Genomic DNA, 17,928 nt, shown 5'->3' on the forward strand with positions numbered 1-17,928 from the left:
CCGCAAGCGCCCTAAATGAAGGTCCGTTAACGTTGCAATTGGGACCGCGGCCGCTATAGTCCGCGCGAATTTGTCCGGACCGCCATACCGCCCCGAATCCGAGGGCGCTGCCGGTTCTTTCCCGTCTTATCCGAGGATCGTCCGAATGCTGATTACTCCTGCGTTTGCCCAGGCTGGAGCGACTGGTGACACCAACAGCATGTTGATGTCGCTGCTGCCATTCGCGCTGATCTTCGTCATCATGTACTTCCTGATTCTGCGCCCGCAGCAGAAGAAGGTGCGCGACCATGCGGACCTCGTGAAGAACATCCGCCGCGGCGACACCGTGGTGACCTCGGGCGGCCTCGTCGGCAAGGTGACCAAGGTGGTCGACGACGACCAGATCGAGTTCGAGATTTCGGACGGCGTTCGCGTGCGCCAGATGCGCCAGATGATCTCGGGTGTGCGTACCAAGGGTGAGCCGGCGAAGGGCGACGCCAAGGACGAGGCGTCCGCGAGCTGATTGCCGCGGCGCCTTTTTGGAATCTGACGGGTCAACTCGATGTTGTATTTCACGCGGTGGCGAGCGCTGGGGATTATCCTGACAGCGCTGGTGGTCTGCCTGTGCGCCGTGCCCAATTTCTTCCCCGAAGCGCAGGTGAAGACCTGGCCGGCCTGGGCGCAGCGGCGCCTGGTTCTCGGCCTCGATTTGCAGGGCGGCTCCTATCTGCTGCTCGAAGTCGACTCCAACTACGTGAAGAAGGAGAAGCTCGACCAGATCCGCGACGATGTCCGGAAGGTGCTTCGTGAAGCCAAGATCGGCTACACCGGGCTCAACACGCGTAACGACGCGGTGGAAGTCCGCATCTCCAGGGAAGGCGACCAGGCGACGGCGCTGTCGAAGCTCCGCGAGCTGTCGCAACCGCTCGGCGGCCTGCTCGGCTCCAGCGGCCAGCGCAGCCTCGAGGTTGCCGATGCCGGCGGCGGCCTGATCCGTCTGACGGTCCCGCAGGCCGCGATCACCGAGCGCATCCGGCAGACCATCGAGCAATCGATCCAGATCGTCGAACGGCGCGTCAACGAGCTCGGCACGGTCGAGCCGGTGATCCAGCGTCAGGGCACCGACCGCATCCTGGTCCAGGTGCCGGGCCTGCAGGACCCGACCCGCCTGAAAGAGCTGCTCGGCAAGACCGCGAAGATGGAATTCCGCATGGTCGACAGCTCGGTGTCGCCGGACCAGGCCCAGCAGGGCCGCCTGCCGCCGGACTCCGAACTCTTGATGAGCGCGTCACCGCCGCCGGTTCCGTATGTCGTCAAGAAGCAGGTCCTGGTTTCCGGAGGCGAGCTCTCCGATGCGCAGCCAGGCTTTGACCAGCGCACCGGCGAGGCGATCGTCAGCTTCAAGTTCAATACGTCGGGAGCGCGCAAATTTGCCCAGGCGACGGCCGAAAACGTCGGCCAGCCGTTTGCGATCGTGCTCGACAACAAGGTGATCTCGGCACCCGTGATCCGTGAACCGATCACCGGCGGACAGGGCCAGATCTCCGGCAGCTTCACCGTGCAGTCGGCCAACGATCTGGCGATCCTGATGCGTGCCGGCGCGCTGCCGGCGCCGCTGACCGTGATCGAAGAGCGTACCGTCGGTCCCGGCCTCGGGCAGGACTCGATCGAGAAGGGCGAGCTCGCGGCCTATGTCGGCTCGATCCTGGTCATCGTGTTCATGCTGATCACCTATCGGCTGTTCGGCGTGTTCGCCAACATCGCGGTGGCGATCAACGTCGCCATGATTTTCGGACTGCTGTCGCTGCTCAACGCCACGCTGACGTTGCCGGGCATCGCCGGCATCGTGCTGACCGTCGGCATCGCGGTCGACTCCAACGTGCTGATCTACGAGCGCATCCGCGAGGAATTGCGCGGCGGCCGCAACGCGATCTCGGCGATCGACGCCGGCTTCAAGCGGGCATTGGCGACCATCCTCGACTCCAACATCACCACCTTCATCGCCGCCGCCGTGCTGTTCTACATCGGCACCGGACCGGTCCGCGGCTTTGCCGTGACGCTCGGCATCGGCATCATCACCACGGTGTTCACCGCCTTTACCCTGACGCGCCTGATCGTCGCCGGCTGGGTGCGGTGGAAGCGGCCGCAAACCGTGCCGATCTGAGAGGCCTGTTGTGACTCATACCGTTCTCATTGGCCTTGGCATCCTGATCGCCGTGTTGACCGTGGTCGCGGCGCTCGGCCTGCTGCCGCCGCTGCGCATCGTGCCGGACGACACGCATTTCGATTTCACCCGCTTTCGCCGCATCAGCTTCCCGATCTCGGCGCTGCTCTCGATCCTTGCCATCACGCTGTTCTTCACCCACGGCCTGAATTTCGGCATCGACTTCAAGGGCGGCACGCTGCTGGAGGTGCAGGCCAAGTCCGGCACCGCCGACATCGCCGCGATGCGCACCACCTTGAACGGCCTTGGCCTCGGCGAGGTGCAGCTTCAGCAGTTCGGCGGTCCGGCGGAAGTCCTGATCCGCGTCGCCGAGCAGCCCGGCGGCGACAAGGCGCAGCAGGATGCGGTGACGAAAGTGCGCGGCGCGCTCGGCGAATCCGTCGATTACCGTCGCGTCGAGGTGGTAGGACCGCGCGTCTCCGGCGAACTGCTGGCCTACGGCATGATCGGCCTGATGTTCGCGATCATGGGCATCCTGATCTACCTTTGGTTCCGGTTCGAATGGCAGTTCGCGCTCGGCGCCATGATCGCCAACGTCCACGACATCGTGCTCACGATCGGCTTCATGTCGATCACCCAGGTCGATTTCGACCTCACCAGCATCGCGGCGCTGCTGACGATTCTCGGTTATTCGCTCAACGATACCGTCGTCATCTACGACCGTATCCGCGAGATGCTGCGGCGCTACAAGAAGATGCCGATGCCGCAGCTGCTGAACGAATCGATCAATTCGACGCTGTCGCGCTCGATCATCACCCACGTCACCGTGACGCTGGCTTTGCTCGCGCTGCTGCTGTTCGGCGGCCAGGCGATCCACAGCTTCACCGCGGTCATGATGTTCGGCGTGGTGCTGGTCGGCACCTACACCTCGATTTTCATCGCGGCGCCGATCCTGATCTATCTCGGTGTTCACACCACGCGGGGTGGAGAGGCGGCGCAGGACGCGCCGGCCAAGAAGCCGGACACGGCGGCAGCCAAGAAGTAGCCGGTCATGAGCAACTCCTCGGACGCTCCCCATCTTCCGAGGTCGGCGCCGATCGAGGCCTACGGCAAGGGCGGCTTCGCGTTTGCCGATATGTCGCACCGCGGCTCGCTCTTGTGCCTGCCTGACTCGATCTGGGCCTGGCCGGTCACCAGGCCGCAAGAGATCGACGAATACTCGCTGCAAAAGGTGTTCGCGGCCGCCAATGCGATCGACACGCTGATCGTCGGCACCGGCACCGACGTCTGGGTCCCGCCAAAGGGCCTGCGCGAGGCTCTGCGGGCCGTGCGGGTGGTGCTCGATCCGATGCAGACGGGACCTGCGATCCGCACCTACAACATCATGCTGGGCGAGCGGCGTCGCGTCGCGGCGGCGCTGATCGCGGTGCAATGAGCGCGACAGAGGCACCGAAGGACGGCGCGGCCTTCTGCGCCGATCTGGTGCGGAGCCATGACTTCGTGCGCTACGCGTCGACCTTGTTCCTGCCGGGTCCGGAACGGCGCGCGATGCTTGCGATCTACGCCTTCAACATCGAGGTCTCGCGCGTGCACGAGCAGGTCAGCCAGCCGCTGCCCGGCGAGATGCGGCTGCAATGGTGGACCGATATGCTGGCCGGTGCGGGCCATGGCGGCGTCGAGGGCAATCCGGTCGCGGCAGAACTGCTGCACACGATCCGCAATCACCGTCTGCCGGTCTCGCCATTCTCGCGGCTGGTCGAGGAGCACCAGTTCGATCTCTACAACGACCCAATGCCGTCGCTGGCCGCGCTCGAGGGCTATCTCGACGCCACGACCTCAGTGTTGTTCTCGCAGGCGACGCGCGTGGTGGCGCGGCCGTCGGAGGCGATCGATCATCTGGCCCGTCATGCGGGTCTTGCCCAGGGCATGGCTCAAGTCATCGCTTCGCTCGGCCGCGACGCCTCACGGCATCAGCTGTTTCTGCCGTTACAGCTGCTGCAGCAGCACGGCGGCAGCAAGGAGGAGGTGTTTGCCGGCAAGGTGACGCCGAACATCCGTGCCGCGATCGATCAGCTTGCGGACGAGGCCCAGGGCCATCTCAAGACCTCGTTCGGGCTGCTTGCGGATGTTCCGTCCGGCGTGAGGCCGATCTTCCTGCCGCTCGCCCATGTCAGGCGCGAGCTGAACCGGGCGAGGAGGGAGGACTACGACCCGTTCCTGCCGAAGCCGGTTTCGCGCCTGCGCACGCTCTGGACGTTGTGGCGAGCCGCGCGCACGGAGGAGTTCGGTCGCTAGCTCTGCGCTTTCGGGATGTGCTTGGTGAAGATCCGGATCGTTATGCCCTTGACCATCGGGCCACTGTCATAGATGTCGGATGCGATCTGTTCGACCGCGTCGCGCAGCGCAACGAACTGGGCTTGCCGCGCCATGCTCGCCGTTCCACGCGTGCCGGCCAGCTCGTCCAACGCGGCGTCGCTGATCTGGCATTCGATTTCCTGGTCGCCGTTCATCATGGTGAATCCGAACGCCAGTCGTTCGGAATCGTATCCCCCGATCCGGCCACGGGTGAGTGGCATTAAACTTGTCCCTTGAGCGCGCTACCCCTCGCAAAGAGTGAAGCTTCGCGCCGCGTTTGTCGAGGGCCCCGCGCCGACAAGCGCGCGCTAACCTGCCGGCCGGTCCATCTCGGCGACTTCAAAATTGAAGCGGTCGCGCAGATTCTTGCGTTGCTCGAGGATGTCCTTGAGGAACTCGCGATCGGCGTCGCTGCGCATCATCGGTTCGATCAGGTCGATCTGGTTCATGGCGACGAGCTGCAGGATTTCGGTGCGCGGCTTGCCGGCGGCATCGCGCGGCAGCGCGTGCACGATCTGGATGTGTTCGGGCGGCTTGACGTCCCTGGCGGCGGTAAGCTCGTTGCGTAGCGTCTTTTCCAGCGCGGACTGGTCCGCCTCGACGAAGGCGTAGAGTCCGACGCCGACGCGCCGGTCGGCAAAGGCGACGATCGCGGTGTCGCGCACCTGCGGATTCTTGCGGATCAGATCGATCAATACCGGGGCGTCGTTGACCAGCCTCCGGCCGCCGCCTTCGCGGTCGGTGAAATTGAAGATGCCGCGCGTGATCGCCTGATAGACCTTCTTGCCGGTCTTGAGCCAGATGCTGGCGACCGCGGACTTCTTTGCGAGCACCTTGCGCTCTTTCGGCGTCAACGCCTCCGGCGCGTAGCTGCGCTTGTGCTTCAACAGATGCCGCAGATCCTCATAGGCGGCGATGCGGAACAGTCGGCTGCGGGTCTTGAAGCAGGCGGCAAGCTGGAAGTCGGTGAGGTAGGCGCGGCCATCGCGGCCGACCAGCCAGTTCTGCTCCTTGGCGAGATCGTTGTGGCAGATGCCGGCGCGATGCAGCTTGCGCAACGCGGCCTTGGCGGAACGAAAATAGGCGACGTCGCCGTGCGGCTTCGCCAGATGCAGCGCCGCGCCGTCGATGAAGCCACGCACCAGCGCGCGACGGCCGGCCCACAACAGCTTCGGCCCGACGTCGAGGTCGCGCGCCAAGGTCAGCGCGCGGCGCTCGCGCGAGAACAGATGCAGCGCCAGGGCGAACGACCAGAACGGCACCTGATCGAGCCGGCGCAGCACGCCGTCGACCTCGCCGTCAGCGGCGCGGAAGCGGCCGCGCTCGACGGTCGAGAACACGTCGCGCTTGAGCAGCACGCCCTGGCTCCACCGCACCGACAGGGTGGCGTCATCGTCTTTCGGCAAGCTCATGACTGTCAGGCCGCTGCCGCAACGCGCAGGTGCTCTGCGATCCAGTGGTCGAGATCGGCGAGCGCGCGGGCGCTGATTGCCTGCTTCTTGGCGACGGTCTTCTCGTTGCCGCGCAGCCGCGAGCCGTCCGGCTTCTTGGTCGGCGCACTGGCCAGCGGCGGGAACAGACCGAAATTGATGTTCATCGGCTGGAACGAGCGCGAACCGGCCTCGATTGTTTCGATGTGGCCGCCAGTGATGTGGCCGAGCAGCGCGCCGAGCGCGGTCGTCGCCGGCGGCGGCGTCAGCGCGGCACCGCGCATGTCGGCGGCAGCGCAAAGGCCGGCGATCAGGCCGACGCTGGCCGACTCGACGTAACCCTCGCAGCCTGTCATCTGCCCGGCGAAGCGCAGCCGCGGCTGCGCGCGCAGACGCAGCTGACCGTCGAGCAGCTTCGGCGAATTCAGGAAGGTGTTGCGATGCAGGCCGCCGAGGCGCGCGAACTCCGCGTTCTCGAGGCCGGGGATGGTGCGGAACACGCGCTGCTGCGCGCCGTGCTTCAGCTTGGTCTGGAAGCCGACGATGTTGTAGAGCGTGCCGAGCTTGTTGTCCTGCCGCAGCTGGACGATCGCATACGGCTTGACCGTCGGGTTGTGCGGATTAGTCAATCCCACCGGCTTCATCGGCCCGTGGCGCAGCGTCTCGTGACCGCGCTCGGCCATCACCTCGACCGGCAGGCAGCCGTCGAAATAGGGCGTGTTGGTCTCCCAGTCCTTGAAGTCGACCTTCTCGCCGTCGAGCAGCGCCGCGACGAAGGCGTCATACTGCTCCTTCGTCATCGGGCAGTTGATGTAGTCGGCGCCGGTGCCGCCGGGGCCGACCTTGTCGTAGCGCGACTGAAACCAGGCCACCGACATGTCGATGGAATCCTTGTGCACGATCGGCGCGATCGCGTCGAAGAATGCCAGCGCGCTCTCGTCGGTCAGCTGCCTGATGGCGTCGGCAAGCGGTGCCGAGGTGAGGGGACCGGTCGCGACGATGACGTTGCTCCAGTCGGCCGGCGGCAGCCCTGAGACTTCCTCCCGGCTGATCTCGATCAGCGGATGTTCGTTGAGCACCTTGGTGACGGCCGCCGAAAAGCCGTCGCGGTCGACCGCCAGCGCGCCGCCGGCGGGCACCTGGTTGGCGTCGGCCGAGCGCATGATCAGGGAGCCCAGCCGCCGCATCTCCGCGTGCAGCAGCCCGACCGCGTTGTTGGCGGCATCGTCGGAGCGGAAGGAGTTCGAGCAGACCAGTTCGGCGCAGCCTTCGGTCCGATGCGCCTCGGTCATCCGGTGCGGGCGCATTTCGTGCAGCACGGCGCGGACGCCGGCATTGGCGACCTGCCAGGCGGCTTCCGAGCCGGCGAGCCCCGCGCCCACGATGTGCACGGGTTGGGAAGAGGATTGATGCGGTGTCATCGCGCAGCGTTAGCGCGTTTTGATCTCATATGCATCTGAAACCGCACCACAAACGACGACGCCCGCTGTGGAAGCGGGCGTTATCCGTTTAGCAGATGGCTTGCGGCCGATTAGCCGTTGTAGGTGCCGGCGGCAACGCGCGGAATGTCCGAGCGGTCGAGGCCGATATCGGCGAGTTCGCGATCGCTGAGCTGGGACAGTTCGCTGACATTGCGCTGATAATCCCGGAAAGCCTGGATCATGCGGATGAGCGAGAGCAACATGGTAGTCTCCTAGTAATTCAGATTCAGCTTTTCCAAAGCCTCATCGTTGAAGTGAATATAGATGATATAGTGCAGTGCGGTAGTTCCGATGTTGCGATGCAGCTAAGCTCAAAACGCATAGCGATGGTAAGTTCCGGTTAACCGTTTGGCGCATCGAGCCAGGTCCGGTGGACCAAAGTTCCGCATAGCTCGGCGACGGCGAAAAAATCTTCTTGAGATCAGTGAGTTAGAAGAATGGTGGTGGCTTGAACTACGCCGTTCATATGGTAATTACGAACCGTTCGGTCAAGGGATGACGCGCGTCTGACGCCAGATCACGGCGGCGTGTTCCATGCGCGATTCGCATGCGGAATATTGCTGTATGAATGATTTGATATTCATAGCATGATGGGGCGGCACCTAGGCGGACGCAGCGTCAATCAGTCGCATTGACCTCGGAGGTAATTCGGTCCTCCCGCCCGTTCAGATTTTCGCCTGCCGCGCGAACGCGCTGCTGATTATCGGAAGTGCAGCTCGATTGAAGTGAACGCATCGAGCAAAGCTATTGCGGCGCCGCTTCCTTACCGACATGTAATCAAAACACTATGCAACGCATGCGCGATGCGCGCGCAGCGCTCATCACGTTTGTATCGCGCGAAGTTCATTCTGAACGGTGCCGGGGACAGCGAATAATCGTTCCGCAGATTCCGCAATCACGCTGGGATCTGTCCAAGAACAACAGATGGATCATCCCATGATTAAGACATTGATCGCAGCAGCCACCGTGGCTGCCGTTGCCTACGCTGTCGCTCCCGCTCAGGCCGCGCATCGTCATCACGCGGGCCTCGGCTGCAGCGGTGCCAATCTCGGCAAGACCGAAGCTGCAGTCGAAGCTATGGCTGACAATGAGGTCAAATTCGCGGCGGAGAAGGAAGTCTCGCTCGCTCAGGACGCGATGCTGAACAACAAGTGGGGCGCTTGCGGCGCGCATCTCAGCAAGGCTGCCGAAGCCAGCATGGCGAAGTAGGTTTTGGTCATAGCGATAGGGGCCGATTGCCTGGGGCAGTCGGCCCTTTTTGATTCATCCGCAGCTGGACCAGCTTTGATCGAGTCAGAGCAGAAGGTTGGCCTCATCCTTGGCTCGCTGCGCCACGCACGCTGGTGTGAAAGCGCTACGGAGCCTTGGCGAGCTGGGTGGCGAAGTAGCCGATTGTCTTGGCGTACACTTCGCTCTTGTTCCACTGCTGGATCACCGCAAAATTCTCGCTGCCGGGCTCCCAGCCCTTGCCCTTCTTCCAGCCATAGCTCTTCAGGTAGTTCGCCGTCGACGCCAGCACGTCGGGCACGTTGTGCAGGAGGTCGCGCTTGCCGTTGCCGTCAAAGTCGACCGCGAACTTGATGTAGGACGACGGCATGAATTGAGTCTGGCCGATCTCGCCGGCCCAGGCGCCGCGCATCTCCTGCGGCGGCAGATCGCCGCGCTCGACGATGCGCAAGGCATCCATCAACTCGGCCTTGAACATGTCGGAGCGGCGGCAATCATAGGCGAGCGTCGCCAGCGAACGTATGGTCGGAAACTTTCCGGTGTTGACACCGAAATCGGTCTCCAGTCCCCAGATCGCGACCAGGATTTCGCCCGGTACGCCGTAGGCCTCCTCGATTCGCGACAGCACCGAGCCGTAGCGCTTCATCATGTCGGAGCCGCGATTGAGCCGCGGCGGCACCATGCGGCCCGAGAATTGCTCGAAGGTCTGGCTGAACACCTGCTGCGAATGGTCGCGGGCGAGGATCGCCTTGTCCTGCGTGACGCCAGTCAACCCGGCCTGGATCGCGTTCTGCGAAATGCCCTTCGTCGCAGCTTCCTTCTTGAAATCGTCGAGCCAGGATTCGAACGTGCCCGTGCCGCATTGAGCGGCCAGCGCCGATGCCGTCGAGGTCAGGAGCCACGCGCCGATGGCGAGCGTGCGAAAGCAAGAGCGAGAGGTCATAAGCGATTCACTCCGGGGTCTGCGATGTCATCGATTGGTCGCGCAAGGCGGCGGGTATGTTCGCGGCAACAGCGGCCAAAACAAGGCTCGTGACCGAGCCGCTTTTTCTCAGGCCGCGCTGCAAATGCCACGCCAGTTTCACACCCATTTGACGATCCTGAACGACAAACCGCCGGCCGAACATATCGGCCGGCGGTTGCTTTGACGTTTACGAATCCGGGTTAGCGGCGCTTAGCCGCGATCGCTGCGCCGCCACGGAAACAGATTGGCCGGGAAGTCCGCGGCGGGCTTGCGCTCGCGCGGTTCGGGGATCACCGGCCGCGCATTCGGATCCTTGACGATGACCTCGCGATAGAGATGCCAGGTGGCGTGACCGAGCAGCGGGATCACCACGGCAAGCCCGAGGAAGAACGGAATCGTTCCCAGCACCAGCAGCACCGCGACGATCAGGCCCCAGGCCGCCATCGGCACCGGGTTCTGTGCGACGGCGCGCATCGACGTCACCATGGCTTCGCCGGCGGTCGCCTGGCGGTCGAGCATCATGGGGAAGGCGATCACGCTGATGCAAAGCGCGACGAGCGCGAACAGGAAGCCGACGCCGCAGCCGACCACGACGAGCCACCAGCCTTGCTGGGTGGTCAGCACGCGCGCGGCAAAATCGGGAATGTTGGCCGCGGTCTCATAGCCGAACACCGCCGTGTAGATCGCCTGGGCGGTGGCGATCCAGGTCACGAACAGCGCGAACAGCAGCGTTCCGACCCCAAGCATCGCGCCGAATGACGGTGAGCGGAATACCTCCATGGCATCCCAGGCAGATGCTTCCCCGCCGTCCTCGCGGCGGCGGCTCATCTCGTAGAGGCCGATGGCGGCAAACGGGCCGAGCAGGGCAAAGCCCGCGGCCAGCGGAAACAGCAGGGGCAGCACGGAATAGCCGTGCACGGTGCGCGCAAGCACGAGGCCGAGCACCGGATAGATCAGGCAGAGGACGATGGCGTGACTTGGCACCGCCTTGAAGTCTTCCCAGCCGAGACGCAGCGCATGATGCAAATCGGACAAGCCGATGGTGCGGATGACCGGCGCAGACGCGGCGCCTTGTCCGCTCTGCGTCATCGAACTGACATTGCCTTGGTATGACGTGGCCATGGTCGTTGTCTCCCTCTGGGCGGTCGCATCTGGCGCCCGGCATGCGGGCACAAACCTGCCGCTTCTCGAAGCGATCACGATCAAGCCAGACGCGAAAGACAGAGCAGGGAACTGGCCGTGTCGCGAACTGTAAAACGAGGGTACTCCCAAACTGTGCCAAAAGCACTCACGCTTAAGTGAATGTCGCATTGGCAAGCTATGGAGGGGGCGATAGACTTGAACTGCGACCTCGGTCAGGCGCCCAAGGCCGTCTGGCCTTCACATCTCAACTCTCTTGGGAGCGAACGATGAGCATTTTCGGAAAAATCATGGGCGCGATCTTCGGCAGTAGCGCCACCGCTGCGCCCGCCGGCGGAACGGCCACAAGCGCAGCTCCCGCCGGTGGATCCGGCAGCGCATCGTCGTCTCCTGCCGCAGTGCCCGCCGGCGCGGCGCCGGCGCAGTCCGTTGACGTCGCCCCGATCCTCGACAAGGCGGTTGCCGCCAAGGGCGAGAAGCTCGAGTGGCGGACCTCGATCGTCGACCTGATGAAGGCGCTCGACATCGACTCCAGCCTGTCGGCCCGCAAGGAGCTCGCCAAGGAGCTCGGCTACAGCGGCGACACCAACGATTCCGCCAGCATGAACATCTGGCTGCACAAGCAGGTGATGACCAAGCTCGCGGCCAATGGCGGCAAGCTGCCCCCCGACATCAAGCACTGACAGGATCATCCTCCCGTGCATAGAAAGGGCCCGCGCCAACGCGGGCCCTTTTTTATCGATCGGCGAACATCTATAGGTCGGCCAACAACAACAAGGAGAACGCCCATGACTGATCTCGATCGCCGGACGATGCTTGCGACCGGCGCTCTCGCACTGGCCGGCGCCGCCGCGCAATCCGCGCCTGCCCATGCCGAGGCCGCGCCGAAGGCGATGTTTCCGGTCGCGGCCGTGACGATCCCGATCGTCGGCGCCAGCGAGGTGTTCCAGGTTCGCCGCATCTACTGCATCGGCCGCAACTACGCCGCGCACGCCATCGAGCGTGGCTCGGACCCGACGCGCGAGCCGCCGTTCTTCTTCCAGAAGCCGACGGATGCGATCCAGAATGTCGCGATCGGCACCGTCGCCGATCATCCCTATCCGTCGCTGACCAAGAATTATCACCATGAGGTCGAGCTGGTCGCCGCGCTGAAATCCGGCGGCACCAATATTCCGGCCGACAAGGCGCTCGATCACGTCTATGGCTATGCGCTCGGCCTCGACATGACGCGGCGCGATCTGCAGAACGGCATGGCCGCGGAGAAGAAGCCGTGGGAGATCGGCAAGAGCTTTGACCATGCCGCGGTGCTCGGGCCGATCCATCCGGCTGATAAGACCGGCCACTTCACGCATGGCGCGATCTCGCTCGCGATCAACGGCACGGTGCGACAGAGCTCGGATCTGAAGAACATGGTCTGGAGCGTCGCCGAGCAGATCGCAAAGCTGTCCGAGGCATTCGAGCTGAAGGCCGGCGACATCATCTATTCCGGTACGCCGGAGAACGTCGGCCCGGTGGTCAAGGGCGACGTGCTGCTGTGCAAGCTCGAGGGCCTGCCCGACATGTCGATCAAGATCGTCTGACGAACGCGGCGCAAAAAGTGTTTTCGAGCGAAGTGGATACCGGTTCGCGTAAAGAAAACGCGTCATAAGGAGCAGCTAGAGCCCCGTTCCGCTTCCATCGGAACGGAACGGGCTCTAGTGTCCCGAATCCGAAGTTCGCATCATTTGCCGCACCTTCGGAGCGAACTTCGGATTCGATAAGGACACTAGCAAACTTATGATTCTAGTGTGCTTTATGAATGCGAAGTTCGTGAAAGTGGCTGCCGCGAAATCGCACGAACTTCGCATTCAGCACACTAGCCGGCAAGGTCCGCGTATTCCGGATGCTTGTTGAGGTAATCAACCACGAAACCGCAGCCGGCGATCACCTTGCGGCCGTCGGCGCGGATCAGCTCCAGCGCACCCTTGACCAGCTCCGATGCGATGCCGCGGCCGCGCAGGGCGCGCGGTGTCTCGGTATGGGTGATGATCACGGCCGCGGGCGTCCGCCGGTAGTTCGCAAAAGCGAGGCCGCCCTCGGTGTCGAGCTCGAAGCGGTTTTGGTCCTTGTTGTCGCGGACGGCGGCCATCGCAAAATCCCGGGTTGATTTACAGGCCCTGATGTAAGCGTGTGAACCCGCCGGTGCAAAGCCGCGACCAACCCGCAAATTGGCATTTGTGGATTGACGATATGCGCATTTTGGCCTGCCTGACCGCCGTGTTGCTCGGCGCCGCGTTGACGCTTCCAGACCCGCCGCAAGCCGCCGCCGCCGACGATCCGAGCTGGCAGACCTGCGTCGGCCTGACGACGGCACCCGGCGACCGCGTGTCCGCCTGCACCACGGTGATCGACGGCAAGACCGAGACCGGCAAGCGGCTGGCCGGGGCGTATTGCAATCGCGGCCATGGGCTGACCGAGAAGCGCGAGCTCGATGCAGCGCTCGCCGATCTCAACGAGGCCATCAAGCTCGATCCCGCCTATGCCTGCGCCTACACCAATCGCGGCCGCGTCTACGCCTTCAAGCGCGATCTCGATCATGCGATTGCCGATTACGACGAGGCGATCCGCATCGATCCGGCGCTCGCGCTGGCCTACAACAATCGCGGCGATGCCTGGCTCAACAAGGGCGATCTCGACCGCGCGCTGGCCGATCTCAGCCTCGCCATCAAATACAATCCGCAGCTCGCCACCGCCTATGGCAATCGCGGCTTCGTCTACTACCGCAAGCGCGACGCGGCGCATGCGATCGCCGACTTCACCACCGAGATCAAGCTCGAGCCCAACGTGCTCGCCTACATCAACCGCGGCAATGTCTATCGCGATACCGAGCAGCTCGATCGCGCCGCCGCCGACTATGGCGAGGCGGCGAGGATCGCGCCGACCGATGCGCGCGGCTGGCGCAACCGCGGCATGATCCGTCTCTTTCAGGGTGACAACAAGGGCGGACTCGCCGATTACGACAAGGCGCTGCAATACGATCCGACCGACGTCTATTCCTGGAATAATCGCGGCCAGGCCAAGCTGCGGCTCGGCGACAAGAAGGGCGCGGCGGCCGATTTCCGCAAGGCGCTCGAGCTGCAGCCCGATTTGCAGAGCGCCAAGGGGGCACTGGCGCGGCTCGGTGGGGCGCGGTGACATCTTGCCGGCAACGATCGCTCCCGTCGCGTCTCACGCACGGGGGATAGGCCTTGCGGATGGATGCAGTTCGATTACGTTTGATGACAGACATACGCCCCTGATGCGGCTGGATGGTCGTCTGGTACGGAGTGGCGGAGCCGGCCGCCGACGTATGCCTCTTGTCGGAGGAGGTTCGTCATGTCGGACAATCGTTTCTTCAACACACACCGTCCCTGGGAGGACTGGCTCGGCATGCTGCTCGGCGTGCTGATCATGGTCTCGCCCTGGTTTCCGATGCAGGTGAGCGGCGCCGTCGATATCGAGCGCAGCCACCTCGTCCTCAACAGCTTCATGGTCGGCATGCTGGTGCTCGGCATCGCCCAGCTCGAATATGTCGCGCTGCACCGCTGGGAGGAGGTGGCCAGCATTCTGCTCGGTCTCTGGCTGATGGCATCGCCCATGGTCTTTGGTTACGCCGAGGACCACGCGCTGCAGTTCTGGCACATCCTGCTCGGCGCGCTGGTCGCCTTTATAGGCGCGTTGCAGCTGTGGCAGGACTGGAACCTGAGCGAGCAGGAACTTGCCAAGCACCCGCAGTAGTGGGCTGGGCAGAAAACAACGGGTTGACCGCCGCCGGCGCGCGGTATCATCGGGCCGCGCCCGGCGGGCCTTGCCGAAGGCGGCGGCTTGGCGATAAACCGGGCGGTACCAATCCCTTGCGGCGCTTGAAGACGCCCGGTTCTGACCGAGGAAACACCCGATGATCGTCCTGACCTTGCCCTGTCTGTTGTGCGTATCGGCGGGGCGGCAATGAGCGGGACGGCTGCTGCCGCGCCGCGCGGCGGGATCGCGCGGGTGTCGCGCCGGGTGATGAACCTCGCCTACATCCTGACACAGAACGCCCGCCGCCACGGCGATCGCCCCGGCTTCGTCTGGAACGAGAAGGCCTGGTCCTGGCGTCACATCGACCAGAACGTCTCGGCGCTGGCGGCGGCATTGGCGGCGCGCGGCATCGTCAAGGGCGACCGCATCCTGGTGCATTCCAAGAACTGCGACGAGATGTTCTGGTCGATGTTCGCGGCCTTCCGGCTCGGCGCGGTCTGGGTGCCGACCAATTTCCGCCTGATGCCGGACGAGGTCGCCTATCTCGCGGCGGCCTCCGGCGCCAAGGCGTTTCTGTGCCACGCCGACTTCCCCGAACATGCCAAGGCAGCCGCCAATCCCGCGCTCGAATTCGTCTGGCAGATCGGGGAGGAGGGCACGTTCGGCGAGGCGACGCTCGGCGACGTCATCGCCAAGCACGCCGGCGCTGTGGTCGAGAACGTTGCCGTCGACTATGACGATCCCTGCTGGTTCTTCTTCACCTCCGGCACCACCGGCCGCTCCAAAGCCGCGGTCTTGACCCATGGCCAGATGGCCTTCGTCATCACCAACCATCTCGCCGACTTGATGCCCGGCACCACGGAAGAGGACGCCTCGCTGGTGGTGGCGCCGCTGTCGCATGGCGCCGGCGTGCATCAATTGGTGCAGACCGCGCGCGGCGTGCCGACCATCCTGCTGCCGTCGGAGAAGTTCGACATCGCCGAAGCCTTCCGGCTGATCGCCAAGCATCGCGTCAGCAACATGTTCACGGTGCCGACCATCCTGAAGATGATGGTCGAGCATCCCGCCGCCGACCAGCACGACCATTCCTCGCTGCGCTACATCATCTACGCCGGCGCGCCGATGTATCGCGAGGACCAGAAGGCGGCGCTGAACAAGCTCGGTGGCGTGCTGGTGCAGTATTTCGGTCTCGGTGAGGTCACCGGCAACATCACCGTGCTGCCGCCCGGCCTGCACGATCCCGAGGACGGGCCGCATGCGCGGATCGGCACCTGCGGCTTCGAGCGCACCGGGATGCAGGTCTCGATCCAGGGCGACGATGGAAGCGAGCTGAAAGCGCACGAGACCGGCGAGATCTGCGTGATCGGTCCCGGCGTGTTCGCGGGCTACTACGACAACCCCGAGGCCAATGCGAAGGCGTTTCGCGACGGCTGGTTCCGCACCGGCGACCTCGGCCACATGGACGAGGAGGGCTTCGTCTACATCACCGGCCGTGCCTCCGACATGTACATCTCGGGCGGCTCCAACATCTATCCGCGCGAGATCGAGGAGAAGCTCTTGACCCATCCCGCGGTCGGCGAGGTCGCGGTGCTCGGCGTACCCGATCCCTTCTGGGGCGAGGTCGGCGTCGCCGTCTGCGTCGCGCGCGAGGGCGCCGAGGCGGTCGCGGAGGCGGAGCTTGCCGCCTATCTCGCGCCAAAAGTGCCGCGCTACAAGATGCCGAAACGCTTCTTCTTCTGGGAGGCGCTGCCGAAGTCCGGCTACGGCAAGGTGCCGAAGCGGCTGATCCGCGACGAACTCGAGGCGCGCGGATTGCTCGAGGTGATCGCCAAATCGACGGGAGCGTGAGGCGATGCGCAGCATCGCCCAGCCTGGCGCTCCGCATCCAGAGCGCATCCAATGGGTCAGCGCGCGCGGCCGCGCCTTTTCATTCGTGCTCGAGGCCGGCATTCCCTTGCTCGAAGCCGTGCGCCGCGGCTTTGCGGCGGAGGGCTTTTGCAGCGGCGTCCTGAGCGCGAAAAGCGGCGCGCTCGGGCCGTTCGCCTATGTGATGCCGGCGCTGTCGAAGGATGGCGTCAACGCTGCGTTCTACAGCGACACGTTCCGTCTCGACGGCGTGACGCGGCTCAAGCTCGCGGCGCTGACCTTCGGCGAACGCGACGGCGCGCCGTTCTTTCATTGCCACGGCCTGTGGACCGAAGCCGACGGCCGTTTCAACGGCGGCCACATGCTGCCGGACGAAACCATTGTCGCCGAGCCGTTCGAGGTGAACGCGTTCGGGATCGACGGCGCGACGTTCCTGGCCGAAGCGGACAGTGAGACCAATTTCAAGCTGTTCGGTCCCGTCGCCAGCGCGCCGCGTGGGGCCAGGACCACGAGCCATGCCTTCGCGCTGCGGCTGCGGCCGAACCAGGATTTTGCCTGCGCGCTGGAAGGCTTCTGCCGCCAGCACGGCATCCTGCGCGCGCGGCTGCATGGCGGCGTCGGCTCGACCATCGGCGCCGTCTTCACTGACGGCCACAGCGTGGTGCCGTTCGCGACCGAGCTCGCGGTGACCGCGGGCGAGATCGCACCGGACGCGGATGGCCGGCTGCATGCAGAGCTCGACATCGCACTGGTCGACTATCTCGGCGGCATCGCCGAGGGACGCCTGGTGCGCGGCGACAATCCGGTGCTGATGACGATGGAGCTGGCGCTGGAGGTGTTGGAGGAGGCGGAGCAGCCGTAGGGGGCGGGCGCGTTCTCCCGGCGGTCGTCCTGGCGTTCGCCGGAGCCGATATCGCGCCGCGGCCTCCGCTGTCGTCCCTGCGAGAGCAGGGACCCATAACCACAGACGTTCGTTGTCGAAGCGAGCTGTGGCTCCAGCGTCGTGCACTATTGACCTTCGGTGGTTATAGGTCCCGGGTCGCGCTTCGCTTGCCCGGGACGACGCCTAATCTGTTGCGCGATCTGCGAGTCACACATCCGCATTCTCGCGACATGAATTGTCCGAGGTTTGCCGCCTTTGCCGCCTTCTCTTGACCAGAGGGCGCAGGGGCCACTCACCGCCGCTTGCGGACATCGATGTTGATGTCGAGGTCGATGGCGCTGACGCAGGTCTGCTCGGTGCGGTGCGATCCGCCCTCGTGCCAAGGACCGTTGCGCAGGCTGATGTCGGTGACGTGAGCGAGCCGCAGGCAGCGCCATTGCGGCAGTTGGCCCGAGCTCGAGCCGCCGAACTGCCAGGCCAGCACGACCTCCTCACCGCTCTTGTTGTGGCCGATGATGTGCGGGCAGAGTTCGCGCGGCCGGCCGTCATAGATGCAGACCGCTTGCTGTTCGTTGAGGATCGCCTTGCGGAAGAGGGCGTAAGCTTTGCTAGCCATGGGACATCCGGCCATCTAGGATTGCTGCGGGCTCCTATCATATAAACTGGGCCACCCGCCGTTG

The 17,928-nt window shown here is 64.4% G+C and carries 21 protein-coding genes; 12 read left to right on the top strand and 9 right to left on the bottom strand.

Translation table 11 applies throughout. From position 1 onward, the window contains the following. Positions 1-145: 145 nt before the first annotated feature. Genes yajC through ACVW1B_RS12955 form a run of 5 tightly spaced genes read left to right on the top strand, consistent with a single transcriptional unit; the run spans position 146 to position 4,438 of the window. Positions 146-502 carry a preprotein translocase subunit YajC gene (gene yajC / locus ACVW1B_RS12935; RefSeq protein ID WP_026192737.1) on the top strand — a complete coding sequence of 119 codons (357 nt, stop codon included), beginning with the start codon at positions 146-148 and terminating at the stop codon, positions 500-502. Between the two features lie 39 nt (positions 503-541). After that, a complete protein-coding gene (secD, locus tag ACVW1B_RS12940) occupies positions 542-2,143 on the top strand; it encodes a protein translocase subunit SecD (protein WP_057018530.1) in 1,602 nt (533 codons plus the stop codon). A 10-nt stretch (positions 2,144-2,153) separates the two neighbouring features. Further along, positions 2,154-3,188 carry a protein translocase subunit SecF gene (secF, locus tag ACVW1B_RS12945; protein WP_168858627.1) on the top strand — a complete coding sequence of 345 codons (1,035 nt, stop codon included), beginning with the start codon at positions 2,154-2,156 and terminating at the stop codon, positions 3,186-3,188. A gap of 6 nt (positions 3,189-3,194) precedes the next feature. Then, positions 3,195-3,578: an Mth938-like domain-containing protein gene (locus tag ACVW1B_RS12950; protein WP_456780602.1), complete on the top strand. Its 384-nt coding sequence runs from the start codon at positions 3,195-3,197 to the stop codon at positions 3,576-3,578. Beyond that, complete coding sequence (locus tag ACVW1B_RS12955) at positions 3,575-4,438, top strand: phytoene/squalene synthase family protein (RefSeq protein ID WP_225644358.1); 864 nt, start codon at positions 3,575-3,577, stop codon at positions 4,436-4,438. The genes ACVW1B_RS12950 and ACVW1B_RS12955 overlap by 4 nt, the downstream gene beginning before the upstream one ends. Here ACVW1B_RS12955 and ACVW1B_RS12960 read toward each other — a convergent pair. From ACVW1B_RS12960 to ACVW1B_RS12975, 4 genes are all read right to left on the bottom strand, one after another. Further along, complete coding sequence (locus ACVW1B_RS12960; protein WP_225644360.1) at positions 4,435-4,719, bottom strand: DUF1488 family protein; 285 nt, start codon at positions 4,717-4,719, stop codon at positions 4,435-4,437. The two genes, ACVW1B_RS12955 and ACVW1B_RS12960, sit on opposite strands and share 4 nt — an antisense overlap. 87 nt (positions 4,720-4,806) lie before the next feature. Further along, a complete protein-coding gene (locus ACVW1B_RS12965) occupies positions 4,807-5,910 on the bottom strand; it encodes a serine/threonine protein kinase (protein ID WP_456780601.1) in 1,104 nt (367 codons plus the stop codon). A 5-nt stretch (positions 5,911-5,915) separates the two neighbouring features. Further along, a complete protein-coding gene (gene trmFO / locus ACVW1B_RS12970; RefSeq protein WP_456780600.1) occupies positions 5,916-7,349 on the bottom strand; it encodes a methylenetetrahydrofolate--tRNA-(uracil(54)-C(5))-methyltransferase (FADH(2)-oxidizing) TrmFO in 1,434 nt (477 codons plus the stop codon). A 110-nt stretch (positions 7,350-7,459) separates the two neighbouring features. Then, positions 7,460-7,612, bottom strand: a complete 153-nt coding sequence (locus tag ACVW1B_RS12975; protein WP_016846063.1) for a DUF1127 domain-containing protein — start codon at positions 7,610-7,612, stop codon at positions 7,460-7,462. Positions 7,613-8,333: 721 nt separating this feature from the next. Here ACVW1B_RS12975 and ACVW1B_RS12980 point away from each other — a divergent pair. Then, the gene (locus ACVW1B_RS12980) at positions 8,334-8,618 is read left to right on the top strand and encodes a hypothetical protein (protein WP_028332121.1); all 285 of its coding nucleotides are present in this window, start codon (positions 8,334-8,336) and stop codon (positions 8,616-8,618) included. A gap of 145 nt (positions 8,619-8,763) precedes the next feature. On the opposite strand, the gene ACVW1B_RS12985 is transcribed toward ACVW1B_RS12980, so the two are convergent. From ACVW1B_RS12985 to ACVW1B_RS12995, 3 genes are all read right to left on the bottom strand, one after another. Continuing rightward, positions 8,764-9,579, bottom strand: a complete 816-nt coding sequence (locus ACVW1B_RS12985) for a lytic murein transglycosylase (RefSeq protein ID WP_253608693.1) — start codon at positions 9,577-9,579, stop codon at positions 8,764-8,766. Positions 9,580-9,586: 7 nt separating this feature from the next. Continuing rightward, positions 9,587-9,727, bottom strand: a complete 141-nt coding sequence (locus ACVW1B_RS12990; protein WP_156436338.1) for a hypothetical protein — start codon at positions 9,725-9,727, stop codon at positions 9,587-9,589. Between the two features lie 83 nt (positions 9,728-9,810). Continuing rightward, positions 9,811-10,722, bottom strand: coding sequence for a DUF2189 domain-containing protein (locus tag ACVW1B_RS12995; RefSeq protein ID WP_057018609.1), 912 nt, complete (start codon positions 10,720-10,722; stop codon positions 9,811-9,813). 287 nt (positions 10,723-11,009) lie between these two features. On the opposite strand from ACVW1B_RS12995, the gene ACVW1B_RS13000 reads away from it, so the two are divergent. Continuing rightward, positions 11,010-11,423 carry a DUF3597 domain-containing protein gene (locus ACVW1B_RS13000; RefSeq protein ID WP_229160630.1) on the top strand — a complete coding sequence of 138 codons (414 nt, stop codon included), beginning with the start codon at positions 11,010-11,012 and terminating at the stop codon, positions 11,421-11,423. 105 nt (positions 11,424-11,528) lie between these two features. After that, on the top strand, positions 11,529-12,320 hold the full coding sequence (locus tag ACVW1B_RS13005) for a fumarylacetoacetate hydrolase family protein (RefSeq protein WP_456780599.1): 792 nt from the start codon (positions 11,529-11,531) through the stop codon (positions 12,318-12,320). Between the two features lie 275 nt (positions 12,321-12,595). Here ACVW1B_RS13005 and ACVW1B_RS13010 read toward each other — a convergent pair whose 3' ends face one another. Then, complete coding sequence (locus ACVW1B_RS13010) at positions 12,596-12,868, bottom strand: GNAT family N-acetyltransferase (protein ID WP_456780598.1); 273 nt, start codon at positions 12,866-12,868, stop codon at positions 12,596-12,598. Between the two features lie 101 nt (positions 12,869-12,969). Between ACVW1B_RS13010 and ACVW1B_RS13015 the strand changes: the two genes are divergently transcribed. The 4 genes from ACVW1B_RS13015 to ACVW1B_RS13030 all read left to right on the top strand — a co-directional run bounded on the left by ACVW1B_RS13015 (position 12,970) and on the right by ACVW1B_RS13030 (position 17,227). Continuing rightward, positions 12,970-13,914, top strand: coding sequence for a tetratricopeptide repeat protein (locus ACVW1B_RS13015; protein ID WP_456780597.1), 945 nt, complete (start codon positions 12,970-12,972; stop codon positions 13,912-13,914). A 180-nt stretch (positions 13,915-14,094) separates the two neighbouring features. Next, positions 14,095-14,496, top strand: coding sequence for an SPW repeat protein (locus ACVW1B_RS13020; RefSeq protein ID WP_253608690.1), 402 nt, complete (start codon positions 14,095-14,097; stop codon positions 14,494-14,496). Positions 14,497-14,706: 210 nt separating this feature from the next. Continuing rightward, positions 14,707-16,347: an acyl-CoA synthetase gene (locus ACVW1B_RS13025; RefSeq protein ID WP_076828728.1), complete on the top strand. Its 1,641-nt coding sequence runs from the start codon at positions 14,707-14,709 to the stop codon at positions 16,345-16,347. A gap of 4 nt (positions 16,348-16,351) precedes the next feature. After that, positions 16,352-17,227 carry a PCC domain-containing protein gene (locus ACVW1B_RS13030; protein WP_456792188.1) on the top strand — a complete coding sequence of 292 codons (876 nt, stop codon included), beginning with the start codon at positions 16,352-16,354 and terminating at the stop codon, positions 17,225-17,227. A 313-nt stretch (positions 17,228-17,540) separates the two neighbouring features. On the opposite strand, the gene ACVW1B_RS13035 is transcribed toward ACVW1B_RS13030, so the two are convergent. After that, positions 17,541-17,864 (bottom strand): hypothetical protein, encoded by a 324-nt coding sequence (locus ACVW1B_RS13035; RefSeq protein ID WP_253608688.1) that lies wholly within the window; start codon positions 17,862-17,864, stop codon positions 17,541-17,543. Positions 17,865-17,928 lie beyond the last annotated feature (64 nt).

Source organism: Bradyrhizobium sp. USDA 4502, assembly GCF_054063355.1.